This is a genomic window from Motiliproteus sp. SC1-56, from assembly GCF_017309075.1.
Taxonomy (GTDB): Bacteria; Pseudomonadota; Gammaproteobacteria; order Pseudomonadales; family Balneatricaceae; genus Motiliproteus.
On sequence record NZ_JAEMGS010000012.1, the window covers coordinates 38,018 to 60,468 of the forward strand.

Annotated in this window: 24 protein-coding genes; 4 read left to right on the plus strand and 20 right to left on the minus strand. The window is 65.0% G+C overall.

Features of this window, described 5'->3' with window-relative positions:
* Positions 1–12: 12 nt before the first annotated feature.
* The 9 genes from fdhD to JGZ97_RS13705 all read right to left on the minus strand — a co-directional run bounded on the left by fdhD (position 13) and on the right by JGZ97_RS13705 (position 7,037).
* Positions 13–840: a formate dehydrogenase accessory sulfurtransferase FdhD gene (fdhD, locus tag JGZ97_RS13665; RefSeq protein WP_207063204.1), complete on the minus strand. Its 828-nt coding sequence runs from the start codon at positions 838–840 to the stop codon at positions 13–15.
* Between the two features lie 172 nt (positions 841–1,012).
* Positions 1,013–1,285: an RnfH family protein gene (locus tag JGZ97_RS13670; protein WP_207063205.1), complete on the minus strand. Its 273-nt coding sequence runs from the start codon at positions 1,283–1,285 to the stop codon at positions 1,013–1,015.
* A complete protein-coding gene (locus JGZ97_RS13675) occupies positions 1,282–1,977 on the minus strand; it encodes an electron transport complex subunit E (RefSeq protein ID WP_207063206.1) in 696 nt (231 codons plus the stop codon). The genes JGZ97_RS13670 and JGZ97_RS13675 overlap by 4 nt, the downstream gene beginning before the upstream one ends.
* Positions 1,974–2,657 (minus strand): electron transport complex subunit RsxG, encoded by a 684-nt coding sequence (rsxG, locus tag JGZ97_RS13680; protein WP_207063207.1) that lies wholly within the window; start codon positions 2,655–2,657, stop codon positions 1,974–1,976. The genes JGZ97_RS13675 and rsxG overlap by 4 nt, the downstream gene beginning before the upstream one ends.
* Entirely contained in the window at positions 2,654–3,760 is a 1,107-nt protein-coding gene (locus JGZ97_RS13685) for an RnfABCDGE type electron transport complex subunit D (RefSeq protein WP_207063208.1), read from the minus strand. Before JGZ97_RS13685 ends, rsxG begins: the two co-directional genes overlap by 4 nt.
* The gene (gene rsxC, locus JGZ97_RS13690) at positions 3,757–5,229 is read right to left on the minus strand and encodes an electron transport complex subunit RsxC (RefSeq protein WP_207063209.1); all 1,473 of its coding nucleotides are present in this window, start codon (positions 5,227–5,229) and stop codon (positions 3,757–3,759) included. The genes JGZ97_RS13685 and rsxC overlap by 4 nt, the downstream gene beginning before the upstream one ends.
* Entirely contained in the window at positions 5,226–5,798 is a 573-nt protein-coding gene (locus JGZ97_RS13695) for an RnfABCDGE type electron transport complex subunit B (RefSeq protein ID WP_207063210.1), read from the minus strand. The genes rsxC and JGZ97_RS13695 overlap by 4 nt, the downstream gene beginning before the upstream one ends.
* Positions 5,799–5,835: 37 nt before the next feature.
* Positions 5,836–6,417: an electron transport complex subunit RsxA gene (rsxA, locus tag JGZ97_RS13700; protein WP_207063211.1), complete on the minus strand. Its 582-nt coding sequence runs from the start codon at positions 6,415–6,417 to the stop codon at positions 5,836–5,838.
* A gap of 56 nt (positions 6,418–6,473) precedes the next feature.
* Positions 6,474–7,037: a hypothetical protein gene (locus JGZ97_RS13705; RefSeq protein ID WP_207063212.1), complete on the minus strand. Its 564-nt coding sequence runs from the start codon at positions 7,035–7,037 to the stop codon at positions 6,474–6,476.
* Positions 7,038–7,272: 235 nt separating this feature from the next.
* On the opposite strand from JGZ97_RS13705, the gene JGZ97_RS13710 reads away from it, so the two are divergent.
* From JGZ97_RS13710 to JGZ97_RS13725, 4 genes are all read left to right on the plus strand, one after another.
* Complete coding sequence (locus JGZ97_RS13710) at positions 7,273–9,000, plus strand: 2-oxoacid:acceptor oxidoreductase subunit alpha (RefSeq protein ID WP_207063213.1); 1,728 nt, start codon at positions 7,273–7,275, stop codon at positions 8,998–9,000.
* A 2-nt stretch (positions 9,001–9,002) separates the two neighbouring features.
* A complete protein-coding gene (locus JGZ97_RS13715; protein WP_207063214.1) occupies positions 9,003–9,866 on the plus strand; it encodes a 2-oxoacid:ferredoxin oxidoreductase subunit beta in 864 nt (287 codons plus the stop codon).
* 269 nt (positions 9,867–10,135) lie between these two features.
* Positions 10,136–11,743 carry an AMP-binding protein gene (locus JGZ97_RS13720; RefSeq protein WP_207063215.1) on the plus strand — a complete coding sequence of 536 codons (1,608 nt, stop codon included), beginning with the start codon at positions 10,136–10,138 and terminating at the stop codon, positions 11,741–11,743.
* Between the two features lie 107 nt (positions 11,744–11,850).
* Entirely contained in the window at positions 11,851–12,279 is a 429-nt protein-coding gene (locus tag JGZ97_RS13725; RefSeq protein ID WP_207063216.1) for a PaaI family thioesterase, read from the plus strand.
* 3 nt (positions 12,280–12,282) lie between these two features.
* On the opposite strand, the gene JGZ97_RS13730 is transcribed toward JGZ97_RS13725, so the two are convergent.
* From JGZ97_RS13730 to oah, 11 genes are all read right to left on the minus strand, one after another.
* The gene (locus JGZ97_RS13730; RefSeq protein WP_207063217.1) at positions 12,283–12,789 is read right to left on the minus strand and encodes a hypothetical protein; all 507 of its coding nucleotides are present in this window, start codon (positions 12,787–12,789) and stop codon (positions 12,283–12,285) included.
* Between the two features lie 55 nt (positions 12,790–12,844).
* Entirely contained in the window at positions 12,845–13,291 is a 447-nt protein-coding gene (locus JGZ97_RS13735; RefSeq protein ID WP_207063218.1) for a MerR family DNA-binding transcriptional regulator, read from the minus strand.
* Between the two features lie 130 nt (positions 13,292–13,421).
* Positions 13,422–14,147 (minus strand): SDR family NAD(P)-dependent oxidoreductase, encoded by a 726-nt coding sequence (locus JGZ97_RS13740; protein ID WP_207063219.1) that lies wholly within the window; start codon positions 14,145–14,147, stop codon positions 13,422–13,424.
* 39 nt (positions 14,148–14,186) lie between these two features.
* The gene (locus tag JGZ97_RS13745; RefSeq protein ID WP_207063220.1) at positions 14,187–15,137 is read right to left on the minus strand and encodes a GNAT family N-acetyltransferase; all 951 of its coding nucleotides are present in this window, start codon (positions 15,135–15,137) and stop codon (positions 14,187–14,189) included.
* A gap of 28 nt (positions 15,138–15,165) precedes the next feature.
* Positions 15,166–15,414, minus strand: coding sequence for a YfhL family 4Fe-4S dicluster ferredoxin (locus tag JGZ97_RS13750; protein ID WP_207063221.1), 249 nt, complete (start codon positions 15,412–15,414; stop codon positions 15,166–15,168).
* A gap of 55 nt (positions 15,415–15,469) precedes the next feature.
* Entirely contained in the window at positions 15,470–16,309 is an 840-nt protein-coding gene (bcrD, locus tag JGZ97_RS13755; RefSeq protein ID WP_207063222.1) for a benzoyl-CoA reductase subunit D, read from the minus strand.
* A 2-nt stretch (positions 16,310–16,311) separates the two neighbouring features.
* Entirely contained in the window at positions 16,312–17,625 is a 1,314-nt protein-coding gene (gene bcrA / locus JGZ97_RS13760) for a benzoyl-CoA reductase subunit A (protein WP_207063223.1), read from the minus strand.
* 10 nt (positions 17,626–17,635) lie between these two features.
* Positions 17,636–18,949: a benzoyl-CoA reductase subunit B gene (gene bcrB / locus JGZ97_RS13765; protein ID WP_207063224.1), complete on the minus strand. Its 1,314-nt coding sequence runs from the start codon at positions 18,947–18,949 to the stop codon at positions 17,636–17,638.
* Between the two features lie 2 nt (positions 18,950–18,951).
* Positions 18,952–20,112 (minus strand): benzoyl-CoA reductase subunit C, encoded by a 1,161-nt coding sequence (gene bcrC / locus JGZ97_RS13770; protein WP_207063225.1) that lies wholly within the window; start codon positions 20,110–20,112, stop codon positions 18,952–18,954.
* Between the two features lies 1 nt (position 20,113).
* Positions 20,114–20,884: a cyclohexa-1,5-dienecarbonyl-CoA hydratase gene (locus JGZ97_RS13775; protein WP_207063226.1), complete on the minus strand. Its 771-nt coding sequence runs from the start codon at positions 20,882–20,884 to the stop codon at positions 20,114–20,116.
* Between the two features lie 430 nt (positions 20,885–21,314).
* On the minus strand, positions 21,315–22,448 hold the full coding sequence (oah, locus tag JGZ97_RS13780) for a 6-oxocyclohex-1-ene-1-carbonyl-CoA hydratase (RefSeq protein ID WP_207063227.1): 1,134 nt from the start codon (positions 22,446–22,448) through the stop codon (positions 21,315–21,317).
* Positions 22,449–22,451 lie beyond the last annotated feature (3 nt).

A 22,451-nucleotide genomic window follows, 5' to 3' on the forward strand; every position in this document is an offset into this window, starting at 1 on the left:
GCTGGCTGGCCATCACAGGATCCGCTCGGGGTGGGTGTAGATCGAGAGGCGGGAGTCGCGGGCGAAGCCGATCAGGGTCACGCCCAGTTGATCGGCCAGGCGCACCGCCAGGCCGGTGGTGCCGGAGAGGGCGGCGATGATGGTGACGCCGCAGGCGGCCGCCTTCTGCACGATTTCGTAGCTGGCCCGGCTGGTCATGACCACCAGTCCCGGGGTGGATGGCTGTCCCGCCGCAAGGCGCTGGCCCAGCAGTTTATCGAGGGCGTTGTGGCGGCCCACGTCTTCGCGCAGGCATTCGATGGCGCCGGCCGGGTTGCACCAGGCGGCGGCATGAACGGAGCCGGTCTTGTTGAAAAGGTCCTGTAGGGGCTTGATCCGGCCCAGCGCGGTTTGCAGGGCGGCGGCACTGATTCCGGGGCCGGCGGCGACGGGAGGCAGGTCGTGGCCCAGCTGCTCCAGGCTCTCCTTACCGCAGAGGCCGCAGCCGGTGCGGCCGGCCAGGTTGCGGCGCTGGGTCTTGAGCGCCCAGAAGCGGGACTGGGCGATCTGCAGGGAGACCTCGATCCCTTCGTCCCGGGGCTGGACCTGGATGTCGTAGATCTCCTCCGGACGCTCGACGATGCACTCGCTGAGGCTGAAGCCGCGGGCGAAATCTTCAAGATCCCGCGGTGTGCAGAGCATCACCGCGTGGGAGAGGCCGTTATAGACCAGGGCCACCGGCACTTCTTCGGCGACCCAGTCGCTGAGGGCTTCGGTACGTCCGTCCCGCCAGCGGCTGACCGGGTACTGGCCCAGGGCGGCGTCGGTCGGGTGGGGCTCGGGGCCCCTTTCAAGGCTCAACACATCCGCCTCCTTGTTATTGTTTTTGGGCCTTGTGAGGAAATAGGCACAGGTGCGGTATGGAATTATTCAATGATACGTATTCGGTTCTTTGTGTAAATCATTTTGTATCGTTTTTGTTCCGTCAGAAGGAATGCTCCGCAACGACTGTTCGCAGCACCGCCCGCTGCGCCTAGTCGCCAGGTTTACGACGCTTCACCTGCTTGGGGTCGACACAGATCGGCAGGTAGATCTCGACCCGATCGCCGGGGTTGAGCCGATGATCGAGGTGGGCCAGTTTGCCGAACACCCCCGTCTTATGGGTCTTCAGGTCGATCGTCGGACAGCGGTGCAGAATGCCTGAGTGACGGATCGCCTCCTTGAGGGTGCTCCCCTGCTTCAGTTCCAGGTCAAGCCACTGGGGGTGCTCGGGATCGGCGTACACCAAACTGACGGTCATGTTCATGCGGTCTCTCCATTGGCCGGGTCAAGGGTAGCGGTGGGCTGTGGGGACAGATGCCAGCGCTCGATGCGCCGGTCGATCAGGCGCTTGAGTACGATCAGAAAGCCCAGTACCAGAAACCCGCCCGGGGGCAGGAGCAACAGCACGATACCGGGGTAGTCGTCGAGCAGGGTGAACTCCAGGGCGCTGAATCCACTGCCCAGCATCAGGCTGGCATTGGCGAAGAGGGTGCCGCTGCCCAGTATCTCGCGTAGGGCGCCCAGGGCGACCAAGGCCAGAGTAAAGCCCAGCCCCATGCACAGGCCGTCGACGGCAGCGGGTAGCACGGCCTGCCGGGAAGCGAAGGCCTCTGCGCGACCGAGGATGGCGCAGTTGGTCACGATCAGGGGAATGAAGAGTCCCAGCATCTTGTGCAGCTCGTGCAGCCAGGCATTCATCACCATATCCACCAGGGTCACCAGGGTGGCGATCAGCAGCACGAAAAGCGGAATACGCACCTCCGGGCGGATCCAGTGACGAACGCTGGCGATCAGCAGGTTGGAGGCCAGCAGCACGGCGGTTGAGGCCAGCCCCATGCCCAGGCCGTTGGTGGCGGTGGTGGTGACGGCCAGGAGCGGGCAGAGGGCCAGCATCTGGCCGAACACCACGTTGTTACTCCACAGCCCCTGCTGAATAATCGAACGGTAAGTGCTCATGATCCGGCCCCTTCGGGAGTGGGTTCGGCACGGTTTTCCGCCGTGCCCTGGGTGATTCCGGTCGGCTCAAGGAGCGCGGCGCGACCCTGGTGGAAAAACAGCAGGCCCTGGTGCACGGCGCTGACCACCGCCCGCGGGGTCACCGTGGCGCCGGTAAACTGATCGAACCGGCCGCCGTCTTTTTTCACCGCCCAGCCGTCGGAAGCGGGGTCGTTGAGCGAGCGGCCGTCGAAGTCCCGTATCCAGTCGGACTTGAGTACGTCGATCTTGTCCCCCAGCCCCGGCGTTTCGCTGTGGGCGAGTACCCGCACCCCCAGCACCCGGCCATCCGGGGCGACGCCCAGGAGCAGTTGAATGGGGCCTCCGTAGCCGTCGGGGGCGGTAACGCGGTAGGCAAGGCCACGAATCTCGCCCGCCTGGGTGGCGCTGTAAATCAGGCGCTGGCCGCCGTCGGGCAGGGGCCATGCACGCACTGACGCCAGCAGGTCGTTGTCGCGCCGGGCGGCGGGGAGCACCTGGTCCAGTGAGGCAATCAGGTCTTCGGCCTCACGGGCCTGGATGCTGTCGCGGGTGGCCAGGTGGCCCAGGGCCAGCAGGGAGGTGCAGAGTAGAACGGCTCCACCCAGCAGCAGCGAGGGCAGGCTGACACCCCGCAGGCGGCGCTGGTTTGCCCCGTTCATGGGCGCCCCCTGCGGCTGGGCGCCATCTTCTCCAGAGGCGGCAGCGGCAACGGCTTTCCGCGCCGGGTTCGGCCGTACTGGCGGGGTTTGAAGTAGTGGTCGACCAGGGGGGTGAGGGCGTTCATCAGCAGTACGGCGAAGGCGACCCCTTCCGGGTAGCCGCCCCAGGTGCGGATGATATACACCAGCAGGGCGCAGCCGGCACCGAACAGCAGCTGGCCGGCGCGGGTGGCGGGCGAGGTGACCGGGTCGGTCAGGATGAAGAACGCGGCCAGCATCACCGCCCCAGAGCTCAGGTGGTAGAGGGGGCCTGCATAGGAGGTCGGATCCAGCTGCTGAAACACCCAGGCCAGCAGAGCCAGGGTGGCCAGGAAGCTGACCGGCGTGTGCCAGTTGATAATGTTCTGCCAGAGCAGGTAGAGACCGCCGAGAAGCAGCAGCAGGGTGGAGGTCTCTCCCAGGCTGCCGGCGGCATAGCCGATGCCTTGCCCGAGGGGAGAGAAGTGCGCGCCGAGAGCCTGGGGTAGGGCAAGCCCCCGGTCCAGGTCCGTCTTTACCTGGCCCAGCAGGGTGGCGCCGCTGAGGCTGTCGGGTACCGCAGCGCCATTGAAGGTGATCGTCAGAGACTGTGCAAAATCAGGCGCGGCGGGGCTGAACAGCGGCGCCGGCGCGACCCAGGTCGTCATCTGCAGGGGAAAGGCGAGCAGCAGGGCGACCCGGGCCAGCATGGCGGGATTGAACGGGTTCTGACCCAGTCCGCCGTAGACCTGCTTGCCGACGACGATGGCGAATCCGGTGCCGCCCACCGCGATCCACCAAGGAGCCCAGGGGGGCAGGGTCAGGGCCAGCAGCAGGCCGGTCAGTACCGCCGAGCCGTCCGCCAGAACCAGCCCCAGGCGCTTGTTCACCAGGCGCACGCAGAGCCCTTCAAAGAAGAGTGCGCTGACCACACAGAGCAACACGGTGTTAAGGGCCGGCAGGCCGAACAGGTAGATGCCGAACAGGGTTGCCGGCACCAAGGCCAGCACCACCTTGGCCATCAGCGAGGGCACCTTGCCGGGGTTGCGAACGTGTGGGCCCGCCTGGGGGGTAATGACAATCATAAGGGCTCCTTCGACGGGTGGGGTGGGCGCTTTTGCTGCGCCTTGGATGCCGCTCGTTCGGCGCGCAGGGCGGCTTTCTCGGCGGCCTCCCGGGCCAGACGTTCGCTGCGGGCCTGGGCCCACTGGCGGGTCTGCTCGCTCTTGGCCTTCTCCTGGCGGCGGTTCTGCAGTTCACCCTTGGCGTAGTTGAAGTAGTGCACCAGGGGAATCTTGGAGGGGCAGACATAGGAGCAGCAGCCGCAGCCGATGCAGTCCTGCACCCCCAGGGCTTCGGCGCCGTCCAGGTCGTCGTGGCGCATTCGAGCCCCCATCTCCAGGGGTAGCAGGCCCGCGGGGCAGGCCATGACACAGCGTCCGCAGCGAATGCAGGGGCGCTCGGGACCGTCGTCCACCTCATGGGCGCTGAGCGCCAGAACGCCGCTGCTGCCCTTGACGATAGGGACCCGTAAATGGGGCATGACCTGGCCCATCATGGGGCCACCCATGACCAGGCGGGCCGGCGGCTCGGTCAGGCCACCGCAGAAATCGATCAGCTCCTCCAGGCGGGCGCCGATGGGCACCTCCAGGTTCTGGGGATGGCGCACCGCGCCGCCGGCGACGGTGACGATGCGCGAGCTGAGCGGCTGACGGGTTCGCAGGCAGCGATGGATGGCGTAGGCGGTGCCGACGTTATGGACACAGACGCCGATGCCGCCCGGCAGCTGACCGTGAGGGATTTCGTGCCCGGTGACGGTCTTTACCAGCTGTTTTTCCCAGCCCATGGGGTAGCGGGAGGGAATGCGGATCACCTCGACCGCTTCGCTTTGCCGCGCGGCGGCGGCCATGGCGGCGAAGGCGGCCGGCTTGTTGTCCTCGATGGCCAGCACCGCGCGGCGGGCCTGGAGGGCGTGGCGGATCAGGCGGATGCCGTCGATGATCGCCTCGGGGCGCTCCTGCATCAGGCGGTCGTCGCAGGTGAGGTAGGGCTCGCACTCGCTGCCGTTGATGATCAGGGTGTGGATCGGTTGCTTGGGGTTGGGCATCAGTTTGACGGCGGAGGGGAAGGTGGCCCCGCCCATGCCGACGATTCCCGCGGCGCCAACCCGCTCGGCGATGGTCGCCGGGGGCAGAGTAAAGGGATCCTCCGTCGAGGGAACTGTTGCTGGCGGCTGCTCGGAATCGGTTTCGATCACCACGGTGCTGACGGGCAGTCCCGTGGGGTGGGGGGCGGGGTGTTCTTCAATCGCCACGATGCGCCCGGCCGCCGGCGCGTGGACTGGTGCCGAAATCAGTCCCTGGCTGCGGGCCAGCAGCTGCCCCGATTCGACGTGCTGGCCGGGTGCCACTTCGGCCTTGGCCGGCGCGCCTATATGTTGCTGCAGGGGAATATAGAGCCGACGGGGCAGGGGCAGGCGGCGGATGGGCCGGCGCTCGGTGTGGTGCTTGGCGGCTTCCGGGTGGACCCCGCCGCGAAACCCGAAGAGCCTCATGCCAGACCTTCCCCGGGGCAGAGCGGCCCCCGAAAGGGGTTGGGGCGGGGCGGTTTGCTCCAGCGCCAGTTGCCGAGGGTGATGGCTTGCTGTTGCAGTTGAATGCCTTCCGTGGGGCAGACCTCAACGCAGGCGCCGCAACCGGTACAGGCCTTCTCCAGTACCATGTGCAGTTGCTTGGGCGCGCCGACGATGGCGTCGGTGGGGCAGTTTTGCAGGCACTTGGTGCAGCCGATGCATTGCTCTGCGATCACCCGGGCCAGGCTGGGCATCGCCAGACCGCCCGGGGTCGGCTGCGCCAGGGGGCGTTCGAGCACCTGGGCCAGCTGGCGGGCGATTGCCGGCCCTCCTGGAGGGCATAGGTTCAGGGGGGCGGAGCCGTCGACCAAGGCGGCGGCGGCCTGGGCGCAGCCCGCATAGCCGCACTGCCCGCACTGGGTGCCCGGCAGTAGCGCGTTTACCTTCGCCACCAGTGGGTCTTCGCGAGACGGCAGCAGCCGGCTGGCGGCGCTGAGCAGCAGGCCGAGGCCGAGGCCGATCAGGGTCAGGGTCAGGATGGATATCAGCATAAACAGTGCTCCGGTTTCGAGAAGGTCTGCGGCCCCCTCAGCGCAGGGGGAGTCCGGTAAAGCCGAGAAACGCCATGGACAGCAGGCCCGCGGTGATAAAGGCGATCGGCGGGCCGGCGAACAGGGCCGCGGTATTGGCCCGGGCCAGGCGCTCGCGGATGCCGGCGAACATGACCAGTACCAGCATAAAGCCCAGCGAGGCGCCGACCCCGTACAGCAGGCTCTGGATAAAACTGTTGCCCTGCTGGCTGTTGAGCAGCGCAACCCCCAGCACGGCACAGTTGGTGGTGATCAGGGGCAGAAAAATCCCCAGCGCCTGGTAGAGCACCGGGCTGAGGCTGCGGATGCAGGTCTCGGTAAACTGAACCACCGCGGCGATGACCAGGATGAAGCTGAGAATGCGCAGGTACCCGACGTCCAGGGGGGCCAGCAGGTAGTGCTCGATCAGCCAGCTGGCCACCGTGGCCAGGGTCAGCACGAAGGTGGTCGCCAGGCCCATGCCCAAGGCGGTATCGATCTTGCCGGAGACTCCCATGAAGGGGCATAGCCCGAGAAACTGGACCAGCACCACATTGTTCACCAGGGCGGTGCCCAGGAGCAGGGCAACGTATTCGTTCATGGCGGGTGACCTCAGCGGTTAGCGGGGCGCCAAAGAGCGGCGTCTTTCCCTGGGGCTCAATAGCCGGCGGCCAGGGCCAGGGTCTGTGGCTGTGGTCTTGCGCGGGTTGCCGGCGCAGCGGTCAGCACACGGCGTAGCAGCGGCAGGTAGCTGCTTTCCACGGCCTGCAGGTAGCGGTTCAGGCGCTGGTTGAGTTCGGGGATCGTCTCGGCAAGGGCATCCCAGAGGGCTTCGCTCGCCGGCTGGACGGGGTGGCAGGAGGCGCCCCGGGGGGACGACGCGGCGTCGGCTCTCTGCAGGGCGGCCAGTAAGTGCAGAGCCTGCTCCAGCCATAGACGAAGCGCGGGCCGGTGGCCGGCCAGCGCTAGCAGCTGGTGTTGATGCCCTGCCTGGCGAACCCGCGGAAACAGAAACGCCTCTTCAAAGGCCAGCGCCCCCTCCAGTCCGGCGAGTCGTCCCTCCAGATCATTCGCCAGGCGGCGGACCTGCGGTGCCAGCCCGTCGAGGGTGCGGTAGTGGCAGCCGTTGCATTGCAGCACCGCTTCGAACCGGTCGAGTGAAGTGAGCGGGGCGAACAGCATCTGGTGAAAGTGCTCCGGCGTTTTGCGATTCAGTTTCATGACCAGCCTCGGTGTTTTTTGTTTTAGTTATTTGTTTGTAAAGCACTTTGTCTTGGTTCTTAGCCTGTCTAATCAGACCAAAGTAAAAGTTTACGTTCGCGTAAACATTGTAATATACTAGGCAAATGTTGCCGTTAACGTCAACATCGCCTTTTACCAAAATGTCGTGTGGAGTCAGGCAGCGGGTAGCGGGCGGCAGGAAGCAAACAATAATAATCAACGGGGAGAGAACCCTATGACGGTACCCTCTATATCCATCACACTGACCGGCAGCGGAGGCTCGGGGGTGATGACCGCCGGCAACCTGCTGCTGGAGGCCGCGGGCCGCGCCGGCTGGTACGGGCTGATGACCCGCTCCGCCGGGCCCCAGATCCGCGGCGGCGAAGCCGCTGCCATGTTGCGCCTGGCCGCTGAGCCGGTGCTTTCTCACCAGGACCGCTACGACATTCTGCTGGGAATCGACTGGAAGAACGCCGATCGCTTCGCCACCGAAATTCCCCTGGACGGCGACAGCCTGGTGGTCGGTGACGGCGAGCCGCCGGCGGTTTTTGCTGAAGCGGCCGGCCAGCAGCATCACCTGGAGTTGCAGAAAATCGCCAAGGAGATCCCCGGGGGACGGCCCAATATGGTGGCGCTCGGGGTGGCGGCCGCCATGCTCGGGTTGCCCGAGTCGGTCATCGCCGAGGTGCTGGAAAAAGCCCTGGGTCGCAAAGGGGAAGAAGCGGTATCGGCGGGGCTGGCGGCGGTCCGGGCCGGTATGGAGGCGGCGGCGACCCTGCCCCGGTTCGATACCCTGGCCGTGGGCGAGGCTTCCCAGCAGAGCGCGCGCGAGCCGCGTTGGAACATCTCCGGTAACGAGGCCTGCGGGCTGGGCGCGGTGCGCGGCGGAATCCGTTTTGTCGCCGCCTACCCGATCACCCCCGCCACCGAGGTGCTGGAGTGGTTGGCCCCGGCCCTGCCCAAGCTGGGTGGCGCGCTGGTACAGGCCGAGGACGAGCTGGCCTCGGTCAACCAGATCATCGGCGGCTCCTTTGGCGGCACCCCCTCGTTGACCGCCACCTCCGGGCCCGGCCTGGCCCTGATGATGGAATCGATCGGTCTGGCGGTCGCCTCCGAAACCCCCATCGTGGTGATCAACGTCATGCGCGGCGGCCCTTCTACCGGGATTCCCACCAAGTCGGAGCAATCCGATCTCAACATCGCCCTGTACGGCCTGCACGGGGATGCCCCGCACCTGGTGCTGGCCCCGCTCTCTATTGCCGACTGCCTGTTCACGACCCAGTGGAGCGTGGTGCTCGCGGAGAAATTGCAGACGGCGGCGATCGTTCTCTCCGACCAGGCACTGGGGCAGACCCGCACCCTGATTCCAGCCCAAGCGGATCCGGGGCTGGTGGCCGAGCGGCTGACCGCCCAGGCGCCGGTGGAAGGGAACTACGAGCGCTACGCCCTCACCGAGTCGGGGGTATCGCCCATGGCGATCCCGGGTCTGGCCGGCGCCCAGTACACCGCCGATGGCCTGGAACACACCGTCACCGGGATGCCTTCGAGCAAGGCCGATGATCATCACCGGCAGATGGACAAGCGTCAGCGGAAACTGGAGCAACACGATTTCGGCGATGACTGGGCGCGAATCGAGGGCGACCTTGATGCCGAGACCGCGGTGCTGACCTGGGGGTCAAGCTACGGCGCGGTATCCGAGGCGGTGGCCGGGCTGCGGGGCGAGGGGCAGAAGGTGCGGGTGGTGGCCATCCGCCTGTTGGCGCCGGCGCAACCGGAGCGCCTGGCGGAGGCGCTAAAGGGGGTGAAGCGGGTGCTGGTGGTGGAACAGAGCCACGGCGGCCAGTTCTTCCGATACCTGCGGGCCTTCTACGACATCGATGCCGAGATGCGTTCCATGGCGGTTCCCGGCCCGCTGGCCATCCGTCCCTCCGACGTCCGTAAAACCCTTAGCGACTGGAGTTGATCATGACCATGACCATGACTGAACAAATGCTGGCCGACGAGGGCTGCCCGGCGATGACCGCCAAAGATTATCGCTCAGACGTCAAACCGGTCTGGTGCCCGGGCTGTGGTGATCACGGGGTGCTGCTGGCCCTGACCAAGACCCTGGCCGAACTGCAGCTGGCGCCGGAGAAGGTCTCCGTGGTGTCGGGAATCGGCTGTTCCTCGCGGATTCCCGCCTACCTCAATACCTACGGTTTTCACGGCGTACACGGCCGCTCCCTGGCCCTGGCCACGGGATTGAAGGTGTCGCGACCGGACCAGACGGTGCTGGTCGCTGGCGGCGACGGCGACGGTTTCTCCATCGGCGGCAACCACTTCCTGCACGCCTGCCGGCGTAATGTGGACCTCACCTATATCGTGATGGACAACCAGCTCTACGGCATGACCAAGGGGCAGGCCTCGCCGACCAGCGCCCCGGACTGGGAAAAGGGCAAACTCACCCCGGGGGGGACCGGCATCAACCCCTTCCATCCCCTGGTGGTGGCCCTGGCCTCGGGCGCCAACTTTATCGCGCGGGTGTCTGGTACCAACGCCAACGGGGCCGTGCCGATTCTGAAGGAAGCGATCGAGCACCCCGGTTTTTCCCTGGTCCACGTGCTCAGCCCCTGCATCACCTACAACCGTGAGCAGCTCGACTGGAAAAAGATGGTGCGTCCGGCACCGGTGGAGGCCACCAACGACCCGGGCCGGGCGGCGCGGCGGCTGATGACCGACGACAACCTCAACCTGGGGGTGCTCTACAAAGGGGACCGTGCCCCCTACCAGCCGGACCTGCGCAGTCGCGGGGTCTCGGTGGCCGACCTGGAGGCGCCTTTCCAGGTCTAGCCCGCCAGGTCGCCCGGGGCCCGCACTCGCAGTGGGGCGCCGGGCCTGCGGGCCCCGGCTGCGCCAGGGGCCCTTTTTTCACTCCCTCCTTAGCTTCTTTGAACCCGCTGCGCCCTGTCGGGGTATCGTTACAATTCGTATCTTTACGTTGACGTAAAGAGGCGATATGTTCTTGGCCAAACTGAGCGAGTTCCATCCGCTCGAAATCGCCGCGGGGAATGCGGCGAATGTATAGGCCAATAACGATAAAAAGTGAGAGGACGAGGTTTATGGCGACCGACTATCAGACATTTATGGAGCAGTTTTCCGTTTCCGCGATCGAGGAACAGCTGCTCGGCGACCTTGAGCGGGGCTTCAACGTCTGCGAGGAAATCTGTGACCGCTGGGCCGAGGGGGATCGCGTGGGGCTGCGCTACCAGGCCACCGACGGCAGTGTCAGCGAACACAGCTTCAGCGAACTCAAGGAGAAGTCGGCGCAGTTCGCGAACTACCTCACCGCGCAGGGCGTGGGCAAGGGTGATCGGGTCGCGGCCCTGCTGCCCCGCACTCCCGAGCTGATGGTGGTGATCCTGGGCACCTTGCGTGCCGGTGCCGTCTACCAGCCTCTCTTCACCGCCTTCGGATCCGGTGCCATCGAGTACCGCACCGAGAGAGCCAAGACCAAGCTGCTGGTGACTGACGACGCCAACCGCCATAAGCTCGACGACGTCAAGAATTGCCCGCCGGTGCTGATGGTCAACGATCTGGACGCCGAGGTCTACAGCCTGAGTTCGGCGTTCGAGCCGGTGGTGATCGGCGCCGACGAGCCCTTCCTGCAGATGTTCACCTCGGGCACCCAGGGCAAGTCCAAGGGGGTGGCCGTACCCAGCCGGGCACTGCTCTCCTTCTACGTCTACATGCGTTACGCCATCGGCCTGCGCCCGGAGGATATCTACTGGAATGTGGCCGATCCCGGCTGGGCCTACGGCCTTTACTACGCCGTGGTCGGTCCCCTGTTGCTGGGTAACACCACCCACTTCAACGAAAGCGGTTTCACCGCCGAGAACACCTTCGAGTTCCTCCAGCGGCACAAGATCACCAACCTGGCCGCTGCGCCCACCGCCTATCGCATGCTGATGGCCAACGACCACCTGCTGGGTGAAAACGACCGCTTTGACCTGCGGGTGGCCAGCAGCGCCGGTGAGCCCCTCAACCCGGAGGTGATCAACTGGGTGCAGCGTCGCCTGGGGGCGCCGGTGATGGACCACTACGGCCAGACCGAGACTGGAATGACCGCCTGCAACCACCACGCGCTGAGCCACAAGCTGCGGGTCGGCTCCATGGGCTACTCCATGCCCGGTCACCGGGTCGTGGCCCTGAGCGGCAACTTCGAAGAAGTGGGCGAGGGGGAGACCGGCCAGCTGGCGGTGGATACCGAGCAGTCGCCGTTCTTCTTCTTCCAGGGCTACACCTGGAACGAGAAGAATCCCTTCTATGGTAAGTACTACCTCACCGGCGACGTGGTGCAGAGCCACGGGGACGGCGCGTTCTCCTTCGACGGGCGGGATGATGACATCATTACTTCCGCGGGCTACCGCATCGGCCCTGCCGACGTGGAGAGCACCCTGATCGAGCACGCCAGCGTCGCCGAAAGCGGCGTGGTGGCCAAGCCCGACGCCCAGCGTGGTTCCATCGTCAAGGCCTTCGTGGTGCTCAAGCAGGGCTACGATCCCGAAGAGGCGCTGGCCGACGAGCTCAAGCAGCATGTGCGCACGCGGCTCTCCACCCACGCTTTTCCCCGTGAGATCGAGTTCGTGGAGGAGCTTCCCAAGACCCCCAGCGGCAAGATCCAGCGTTTTATTCTGCGCAAGCAGGCGGAGGAGGAGGTCGGCGCTTAACGCCACCTTGCTTTGCTAACCGGCCTGCCTGGCGGCAGGCCCCGGCGGCACCCTGCGCTTTCGTTTTTGAAAGCGGCACGGTGCCGCCGCCGTTTCAGGAGATCCCGATGGCAAAGATGACGATTGAGGCGATGCACGCTTTTCTCGCCGAACACTTTCCCCAGGGAAAAGACTACTATGGCCGGGTCGAGTCGATCTTCCACCACGGCGCGCTGCTGCGCCTCTCCCCGGAGGACGCCCACCTGCGACCGGGAGGCACCGTTTCCGGGCCGGTGATGATGGCCCTGGCCGATGTCGCCATGTACGTGGCCCTGCTGGGGGAGATCGGTCCGGTCCCCATGGCGGTGACCACCAACCTGAATATCAACTTCCTCAAGCGCCCCGTCCCGGATGCGGACCTGCTGGCCGAGGCCAAGCTGCTGAAGCTGGGATCGCGACTGGCGGTGGGAGAGGTGACCGTCACTTCCGAAGGCGAGGAGATGCCTGTGGCCCATGTGACCTGCACCTATTCGATTCCCCCGCCCGATAAACGCTGACGCCTACTCGTCCATGCGAGGCGGGTCGGGATCCTCGTCCCATCCCGCAGGCGGCGCTGGCATCTGCGCCAACAGGCTGCGCAACCCTTCAAAGTGACGTGTCTGTTCCGCCAGGTAGTCGTGTCCCACCGGCGTGCGGCGCAGGGCGGCTTCGTCGAGGTTTAGATGGTTCAGCAGGGCGTGATGTGTTTGCTGCTCCATCGTCAGGGCCAGCTCAACCGCATGGTAGGGGGTCATCAGGTAGTGGGAACGGAGGAAAATCTCGTCGGCCGGTGATTCCGGCAGAGGGGCTGCATCGTCATCGGCGGGTGCCGGCCCCAGGTTATGCAGGTGACTGCGCAAGCGCCGGGCCAGCAGCTGAAAGGTGTCGGCGGCCGGCGAATTGTTGCAGTGCTCTAGCTGCTCGGCGACCTCGGCGTAACAGTCCGCAAGCTCGCCTTTCGCCGCTCGTGCAGGTGAGGCAAGGCGCCGGGCGGCAGGCTCTGCGGCGATAGGTTCAGAGACGGCCATGCTGCTCTCCTCGGGTCTTTGAACACCCCGCAGGTGCCTCCGGCGATCGCGCGCCTCAGGTGCTGCAAGCGGGGTGTTTGTCCAGGTTTTCCCGGCACTGTTTCTTGGCGCTGTCGATCTCTTCCAACAGCTCTTCAATGTCCTTTTTGTTCTGCAGCAGCCGCTCTTCGTGCTCGGTCAGCAGCCGGTACCAGTGTCGCAGCTGGGTCTCCTCGCCGGTTCCCGAGTCGTAGATGTCGAACAGGTCGCGGGTCTCGTCCAGGGAGAACCCCACCCGCTTGCCCCGCAGGATCAGCATCAGGCGCACCCGGTCGCGCTTGCTGTAGGCCCGCCGGTAACGGCTGCGATCCGGGTTGAGCAACCCTTTGGCTTCGTAATAGCGAATGGTGCGCGGGGAGATATCAAACTCCTGCGACAGCTGCGTTATCGAGTAGGTCTCCTTGGCGTTACGCGCGGGCTGGGTGTCTTCGGCAGTTTCCGGTTGATTCAGGACTTCACTCACGGTTGGCTGATCCACTCTCGTTGTACTGGGCTCCGGTGGCCGGTCGCGGGAGGCAGCCGGCCCTAAAACTTACAGTCTACGTTAACGAGGGGCGCCAAGTAACCGCCAGACCCAGAGGTCGCTGCTCGCCCTAGAGGTACTGGCCGGCGTCCACCCGAATCACCTCGCCGGTAATCATCCGCGCCGCGTCCGACAGCAGGAAAAGCACGCACTGGGCGATATCCTCGGGTCGCGCCAGCTCGGGAATCAGCGCCTCCCCCTGGGCCTTGTCGATAAACGCCGGCGGCAGTTGCTGCGCCATCTCGGTCATCACCATGCCGGGGGCCACCGCGTTGACGGTGATGCCCTTGGGACCGAGCTCCCGGGCCGCGGTTTTGGTGAGGCCGATCAGGCCGGCCTTGGCGGCGGTGTAGTTGGCCTGCCCGAACTTGCCCCGCAGGCCGTTGATCGAGGTGATGTTGACGATGCGCCCGTGACCGCGCTCGCGCATGCGCGGCGCCAGGGCGCGGATCAGGTGAAAGGCGCCGCTGAGATTGACGTCGATTACTGACTGCCACTCGTCGTCCGCCATCTTGACCAAGCTGCGATCCCGGGTGATGCCGGCGTTGTTGACCAGCAGGGTGGTGTGGACGGGAAGCCGGTCCACGGCGTTGCGGACCGCCTCCGCATCACGGATGTCCACGCGATGGTAGGTGAACGGAGGGAAGGCGTCGGGTGCCGCGTCGACGACGTCGAACAGGTGCACCTCGGCGCCCTGGGCATGCAGGGCCTCGGCGACGGCGCGGCCGATGCCGCGGGTGCCGCCGGTGACGACGGCCGCCTTGCCGCTCAGATCGTATAAAGCGTCTAGGGACATGGGATCAGGGCCTCCTTGGATGGGCAAACGACGGCCGCCTCAGTCGAGGCGGCAGCTCAGGGCCAGGCGCTGGGCCGGACGGAACCCGCACTTGCACAGGAAGGTGTTCAGGGCGAAGTTGTCCCAGGGCACCTCGGTGCGCACCGACTCGACCCGCAGCCCCTTGAGGTTGGTCACCAGCTGGGAGATCAGCGCGCGGCCAATCTCCTGGTCCCGAAACGCCGGGTCGACCCCCAGGGTGTCGATCACCGCCTCGCTGCCGGCCTGGCCGAACTCGCCGAAATCCACCCGGGCCATGACAAAGCCGCGGATGCGGGCCAGGTTGTCCTTGACCGCATCGTCCTTGTCCGCCACCAGGGAGACTCGAATGCCGGTCTCTTCCAGCGCCTGGGTGAACATCCGCTGGAAGTAGGCGCTGCGATCGCGCCCGGTGCTGTGGCGGTCGATGCTGACCACCGATTCCAGGTCCTCCGTCTCCAGGCTGCGCATGGGGGTGCGGTCCCGGGAGAGATCCACTCCTTCGCCGCTGCCTTCGGCCAGCCCATCGGTGGGCAGCTCCAGCACCAGGCGGTCAGCCAGCTTAAAGCCCGCGTCGGCGAAAAACTGCAGCAGCGCAGGCTGATCCCAGGTGACCACCGAGTGCAGCTGGCGGCCGCCGCGGGTGCGCACTTCCTCTATCAGGCGCGCAAACAGGCGCTGGCCGACGCCGCGGCGCTGGTATTCGCGATCAACCCCGATGGCATCCAGTACCGCCACCGGCTCGGTGGCGCCGAACTCCCCCTCCAGCAACTGGCAGGAGACGAAGCCTGCGACGCGACCCTCAATGGTCGCGGTCAGTGACACGAAGGTTTCGGGGTGGGCCGCCTGGGCCCGCAACCGCTTGCTGAAAAAATCGCTGCGCGGGGCGCCGCTGAACTGCTGGTCGAGGGCGACGATGGCGCCGAGGTCTTCCGGGCTCAAGGCCCGGACCTTCACAAGGGTATCGCTCATGGTGCTTGAGTCCTTTATTGGCGATCGATCAGCCGTGGAGGCGGTCGTATTTTTCCTGGAGCGCTTCCGGGCTCTCCTGGTGGTTGGGGTCGGGCACGATGCACTCGGCCGGGCACACCAGCTGGCACTGGGGCTCGTCGTGGGCGCCGACGCACTCGGTGCAGTTGTCGGCATCGATCACGTAGAGGACGCCGTCGTTTTCGGAGATGGCGTCATTGGGGCATTCGAGTACGCAGACGTCGCAGGCGGTGCAGTCTTCTTGAATCATCAGGGCCATGGTCTTTCTCCTTCAGGGTTGGGTGCCCGGCCGCAGCCGGGGCGACGGGGCTGGCTCAGGATGCCTGGGCCAGCGCCTCCTGTTGCTGTAGTTTCTGGTGCCGGTAGGCGCCCCAGAGCGCCGCGCCGATGGCGCCGGCATAGGGTGAGTCTTCGTGGGCGCGGGCCTCCACCTTCAGCTTCATCTTGTCCAAAGACTCGTTGAGGGCATCGATCATGCCGCTGTCCAGGGCCAGGCCGCCGGTGCAGAGGCAGACCCCGTCGGTGGCCTTGATCACCCGCAGCAGCTTGGCCAGGCGACCGGCCATGGAGAGGTGGATCCCCTTGAGGATGTTGGGGGCTGAAATCCCCCGGGACACCATGTTGATCACGTCGGTCTCGGCCAGTACCGCGCAGATGCTCGAGACCACCTCCGGATCATCGGCCTCCTTGGAGAGGGGGCCGATCTCGTCCTGGGCGATCCCCAGGTAGCGGGAGATGTTCTCCAGAAACTGGCCGGAGCCGGAGGCGCACTGGCTGGTCATGCGGTAATTGAGTACCTTGCCCATGGAGTCGGTCTTGACCGCCCGTCCATGCAGGGCCCCCATGTCCAGCACCGAGGTGGTGTCCGGGTCCAGGTAGATGGCGCCCCGGGCGTGGGTGGTCATGGAGTAGAAGTGGCCGGTGCGAAAATCGATGTTCTCCCCTTCGCCGGTGGTGGCGCAGTAGGTGACGTCGTCGCGGCTCAGCCCGTGCTCGGCCAGCAGCTGGTCGTAGGCCTGGGCGCAAAGCTCCAGGGGGTCGCGCTGGCGGATCCGGTGGTTGCGCTTGCCGAGCCACTCGGTCTTGCCGTTCTCGTGCTTGAACAGCACCGCCTTGACGGCGCCGGTACCCAAATCAATGCCTGCAGTAATCATGGTTAAGCCTCCACTGCACGGCGGGCGAACTCGGCCGCCCCCAGTGCGCCGGTGAAAATGGAATCGGGGTCGATGTTGATCTTCAGGTCGCCGTAGTTGTCCTCGACCAGCTTGCGCAGCTCCTTGACCGCGGCCTCGTTCTTGGCCACGCCGCCGGTGAAGGTGAGCTCGTTGTCCACGCCGCCGGAGCGGGAGAGGATCGACATGGCGCGCAGGATGATGGCCCGGTGCAGACCGGCCATGATGTCTTCGCGCTTCTCGCCGAGGGAGAGGCGGTCGCGCAGCTCGGCGCCGGCGAACACGGTGCAGGTGGAGTTGATGGTCACCTGCTTGGTGGACTTCATCGCCATGGGGCCCAGCTCGTGCAGCCCCAGCTGCATCTCGTCGGCGATGTAGCCCAGGTAGCGGCCACAGCCGGCGGCGCAGCGGTCGTTCATCTGGAAGTTGACCACGATGCCGTTCTCGTCCACCTGGATGCCCTTGGTGTCCTGGCCGCCGATGTCCAGCACCGTGCGGGTGTTGGGGTACATCAGGTGAGCGCCCAGGCCGTGGCAGAGGATCTCGGAGCGGATATGCTCCTTGGGAAAGGGCAGCCGGGCGCGGCCGTAGCCGGTGCCCACCACGTAGGTCTCCTCCAGCTCGATCGCCAGCACCGCCTTGAGGGTGCGCTGGACTTCGGCGTAGTCCTCGGGGCCGATCTCGCCGGCGTTGAGCAGGTCGTCCAGGGCGGTGAGGAAGGTCTCGCTCATGTCCACCTGGGGCGGAATGTTCTCCACCTCGATGATCGACTTGTCATAGATGTTGATCAGGGTGTCCTGATTCACTTTATGCGCATCCGCCTGCGTCTCGGCCACCTCCATGTAGACGGAGCCGGCCAGGTCACGGAAGAAGTCCGACTTGCGGCTGGCGCCGGGGTCGAACAGCTTGGCCAACTCCACCTTGAGATTGGTGAAGGTGTCGTCGAGGGCGCCCTGCAGGTCGCTTTCGCCGTGTCGGGCCTGGTTTTCCTGAACCTTTTCGCTGCACAGGCGCTCCAGGTTGCCCAGCTGCACCATGAACTGCGCCAGGCGGAAGCGTCGCTCCAGCCCCTCGAGGATGGCGTCAATCGCCAGGGTCAGCTGGGCGTCGCGCTCCAATGCCTTGCGCAGCAGCACCAGGCGGGCGCTGATCAACGCCTCGGTCTTGGCCACCAGCGCCGCCGTGTCGTAATTGGAGCGCGAGTTGGTGATGCCGTGGCCCAGGGGCTTGCCGGTTTCATCCATGACCACCGACTTGGTGGTCGTGGAACCCAGATCAATTCCAATAAAACATTTCATGACGGACTCCTTAGGACGCAGTGGCGATCATGCGCCCCTGACGGCGCTGTTCGATCATCTGGAAGTAGCTCTCCAGGCGGTTCTTGACGTTGGCCGCGGAGAAGTAGCGGGGGTCGACCAGGTCGGTCTCGACGAAAGCCCCGGGGGCCCCGGTGCGTTTCTCGATCTCCTGCATCATCATCAGCTGACCGGCGGAGAAGCTGTTGCAGCTCTTGATGGAGTTGATCAGCAGGCCGTCGGCCTCGTACTCGTTGACGTACTGCTCGAGCAGTTCGACCCGCTTGGGCAGGTTGCGGTTGGTGTAGCAGCCCAGGCAGTAGTCGGCGAGGGACTCCAGGGGATTGTCGGCGTCATGGCGGAAACCCTGGTCGTAGACGCCACCCACCTTGGTGTAGGTGCTGGCCACCACCACGGCGCCTTCCTCGTAGAACATCTTCCAGAACTCGCGGAAGTTGGTCCAGTTGGGCGGCCCTTCCACCACCAGGCGGTAGCGCTCCTTCTGGATTTCCCCTTCCGGGGTGATGGGGCCCTGGCTCTTGGCGATCCGCTCTTCGATCTCTTTACGCAGCACCTTGTAGTAGTCCACCGCTTCCTGGGTACCGCGGAAGGCGGTGAACATGGGCCCTAGGTAGTAGATGGCGCCGAAGTAGGCGTCGATGGGGCTGGGCTTGTTCTTGGCGCTCTCAAGGACCCACACCAGGTCGTCTTCGGCCTGGGCCGAGCGACGCATGTTCTCGCGCAGGCGGTCGATGTCGAACTTGACCCCGCTCACCTGCTCCATGGTGGGGATCACCTCCTCCTTGAGCTGCTTGACCACGAAGTCGCGCATGTTCTGGGTGATTTCGCCGTCCCCCTGGTAGGGCACCTGCAGCATCACCGTGGGGCACTTGTACTCCTGGCGCAGCAGCTCGAACCACTTCATGAAGGTGAAGCAGCCGGTGTAGGAGAGCAGCAGCATGTCCGGGTTGGGCATCGGCTTGCCGTTGGGGGCGATGTTGCCCTTGCTCATCATGCCGATGTCGGCCTTGACGTAGGTACAGACATCCTCGGAGTGGCCCTGGCGCTCGGCGGTCTGAATCATGCCGCCGCTCTGCTGGCGCATGGCGTTCTGGATGGCGTTGGTTTCGGGCAGGTTGTTGATCATCCCGAAGCACTGGATCAGCTCGTTGAGGTTGCCGGGGACGAAGGTGGAGCACACCTTGCGACCGGTCTCCGGCGCGCTGGTCAGAGCATCGTAGTTGGAATTGATCATCCGCTTCTGCATCAGCATGGATGAGTCTTTCTGGCTCTCAACGGCCGTTGGGGTTGCGGTTTTCGTGCTCATAACTAGCTCCAAAGCTTGATGGAATCGGCGAAGGTTCCGGCCTGCTCACGGATCGGCTGCATCTGTCCGGAGTTCTCGGCGTACTTGAAAGAGATGTGCGGAATCTCGTGCTCTTTCATGCGCTCGGTCAGCATCGGGCGCTCCAGCAGGGCCGGGTCGCAGAAGCTGGGGGCAGCGAAGATGACGCCCTCGGCGCGGCGTTCGCGGACGGTGCTCAGCAGGTACTGGCCCACATCTTCTTCGCGGTCGCAGTACTTGGCGGCGGAGTCTGCGGACTCATGGAGGAAGGCCTTGGCCAGGTTCTCCAGCGGGTCGCCGTCCACCGGCACCTCGTTCAGCAGCCAGCGATTGATCAGCATGTAGTCGTCATCGACGATGTAGCAGCCGGCCATCTCCACGGAGCGGATCAGGTTGAGGGGGGGCTGTTCGCAGAAGGAGCCGTTGATGATGATCCGGCAGTTGTCGCGCACCGGGTTGTCCTGCTGGGCGGCCTTGTCCATGTACTCGCGCAGGATCTCGTTGTGCTCCTCCACCGGCAGCACCATGCCCGCCCGGTTCAGCAGGTAGACATCGTTGCTGGAGACATTGTGGGGCATCTCGGCGCGCAGGTCGTAGAGCTCGCGGATCAGCGCGCGGTTGATGTTGTAGATAGCGATGGAGTTGCGCAGCGCCTCGTCGGTGATCTTGTTGCCCGAGAGCTTCTCCAGCCCCTCGCGCAGCTCCTGCAGCTCGGCCACGTAGTAGTTGCCGCCCACGTCGTCCTTGTAGTTCTGGGGGACGTCGAAGTAGCGCACGTAGCTGCTGGGGAACATCAGCTTCCACATGCCCGACAGGTTGCGGATGACGTCGCAGATGCTGGGGAAGAGCATGCCGTCGACAAAATCCAGCCGTCCGGACTTACCCAGCTCGATGGTGGAGCGGGGGATGCGGCAGATGTAGCTCTGGTAGTAGGCGTCGCCGTGGATCACCTCCAGCTTGTCGCCGCCGCCGAGAATCCCCAGCGAGAGCATGTTGGCCGCGTGCATGATCTCCCGCGGCACGTAAACCGGCATGTAGCCAATCACCCGGCGAGAGGGATCGGCGGCCTTCCACTCCCGCGCGGCGGTAAAGTGGGTGTCTTCGTACAGCTCTTCACAACGTTTGATGATCTCTGCAGTGCTCATACTATTGGTGCTCCCAATTAGCGGCGCGCTTGTCGACGAATGCCTGTAAGCCTTCTACAGCGTCGTGGGTCGCCATGAGTTCCTGGAGGTAGAGCGCCTCTACCCGGGTGAGTTTGTCCTTGATTCGCGCCACGGCATCAAAGCTGGCCGCCTGCACGGCAAAGCGCAGTGAGCTGGCGCTGCTGGTGGCCAGGTGCTGGTCGAAATAGGCTACGGCGGCGGCGGAAGGGTCGTCGCTGAGGGCATTGACCAGACCGATGCGGTGGGCCTCGTTGCCGTCAATGCTGCGACCCGAAAACAGCAGGTCTTCAGCCTGGTAACGACCGATCCGCTCGGGCAGCAGGCAGGAGGCCGCCGGGGCGAAGACCGCCAGCTTGATCTCGGGCTGGCCGAGGCTGGCTTCGGGGTGGGCGAAAAGCAGGTTGCCGGCCAGGGCCACTTCCAGCCCGCCGCCCAGACACTGGCCCTGGATGGCCACCAGGATGGGTACCGGGCACTCCAGCATCTGGACGATGAGTGCATGAAGGCTCTTGAGCATGTCCGCACACTGGTCGGGCATATGCTCCTCGACGCTGGCGCCGAAGCTGAAGTGAGGGCCTTCGGCGTCCAGGATCACGGCGGTCAGGGTGCAACTGCCCGAATGCTTGTCCAGCGCGCTGCTGAGCGCGGCGATCATCTCGGCATCGACGATATTGGCCTTAGGGCGGGCGAGGCGCAGTCGCAGCAGCCGTCCCTCCTTCTCCACCCAGACTTTTAACGGGCTATCGCTCATTCGTTCGTCCTTTGTTGTTGTTATGGATCGTTGTTGTTGTGGATCCGCGGTGTGGCTCCGCGCCACAGCATGAACTTTAATGCATGTTATTTTAATGTTTACGTTAGCGTCAACATCAACCAGGAGGCTTTGTCGATTTTTCGCTGGCGCCGTTCCGTTAGACGGAACAGCGACCATCTACGGTGGTTTGCGCCTTGTTCTTAGTGGTTTGTGCTGTGGGTGGCAGGCCGTTAACCGGAAGGTGACCGGGTTCCGCGGGGTGATAGAGCCAGCGGAGAGGAGGCAGGTGGGTATTAATGCGTCTGCACTATAGTGCAGGGCTTGTTTCGGATCGCTAGCTGAAACCGGCCATCGGAGGTCACGGGAGGAGGTGAGGTAAGAGCGGCAGGGGCGCCGATGCGGCGGCCATGGGTAGGCCGCCGCGCAGGGGTTACTCGGGCTTGGGCATCAGGTCTTCGATGAGCTCCGGAGTCCAGGGCGTGCCCTGGGCCAGGGCCTGGCGCAGGGCCACGAAGTCGATTTCCCGGCCGACTTCGCGGTTGCCTTCGTTGAAGGCGCGGAAGCCGGTGCGGGCTTCGTTCATCATGTTGAGGGTCAGCCAGGCGCGGGAGTTCTCCTTGTTGCGGTTCCAGGCTTCGAGCTTGGGCTTGCGCAGCTCCTCCAGGGACTTGGTCATGCACTCGGGGAAGGTTTCCAGCAGCTTGCTGGCGAGGCTCTCCACCGCTTCATCCAGCAGGGAGAGGTCAATTTCGCCGCGTTTGAGCAGCGCCTTGCCCTCTTTCAGCGCTTCGCCGGTCTTGAACTCGCCGTGGATGATCCGGCCGTATTCATCGAGGTAGCGGTCGGTGATCACGGTGGGGTTGGGGACGAACTGACCGTCCACCTTCAGCGCCGGTACGATCTGGCAGCAGATCCCCAGTCGGTTGGCCTTGTGGGCGGAAAAGGGCTCGCAGAGGGTGCCGGAGACCATCGCCTGCTCGCAGCCGATCATCACCGGCAGGAAGTCGGTGGCGCCGCCGATCGCCGCCGAGCCGTGCTTGGGGCCGGCCTGGCCGAAGTTGGCCAGGTCCTGGGCCACGGTAAAGTCGGCGGCCATGCCGATCTCCTGGCCGCCGCCGATGCGCATGCCGTTGACGCGGCAGATCACCGGTTTGTCGCAGCCGAGAATCGCCGACACCATGTCGTTGAACAGGCGCATGTACTGGCGGTACTCCTGCGGGTTGCCGGCATAGTACTCGGCGTACTCCTTGGTGTTGCCCCCGGTGCAGAAGGCCTTGTCCCCGACCGCGGTGAACACGACCGCATTGACGTCACGTGACATGGACGCGCGACGGAAGGCCAGGATCAGCCCCTTGGCCATGTCGGTGGTATAGGAGTTGTACTGCTTGGGGTTGTCGAGGGTGATCCAGGCGTTGTAGACCCCCTCGGCGATGCTGCCGTCCAGGCGCCGGGCGGGGCGTTTTTCGTATAGCACGCCCGGTACTTCCTGTTCCGGTACCAGGTTGTGGTCATTGAGCTGCTTTGGAGCCGTCTCTTGGACGATGGCGTGTGTGCTTGCTTTCATGCT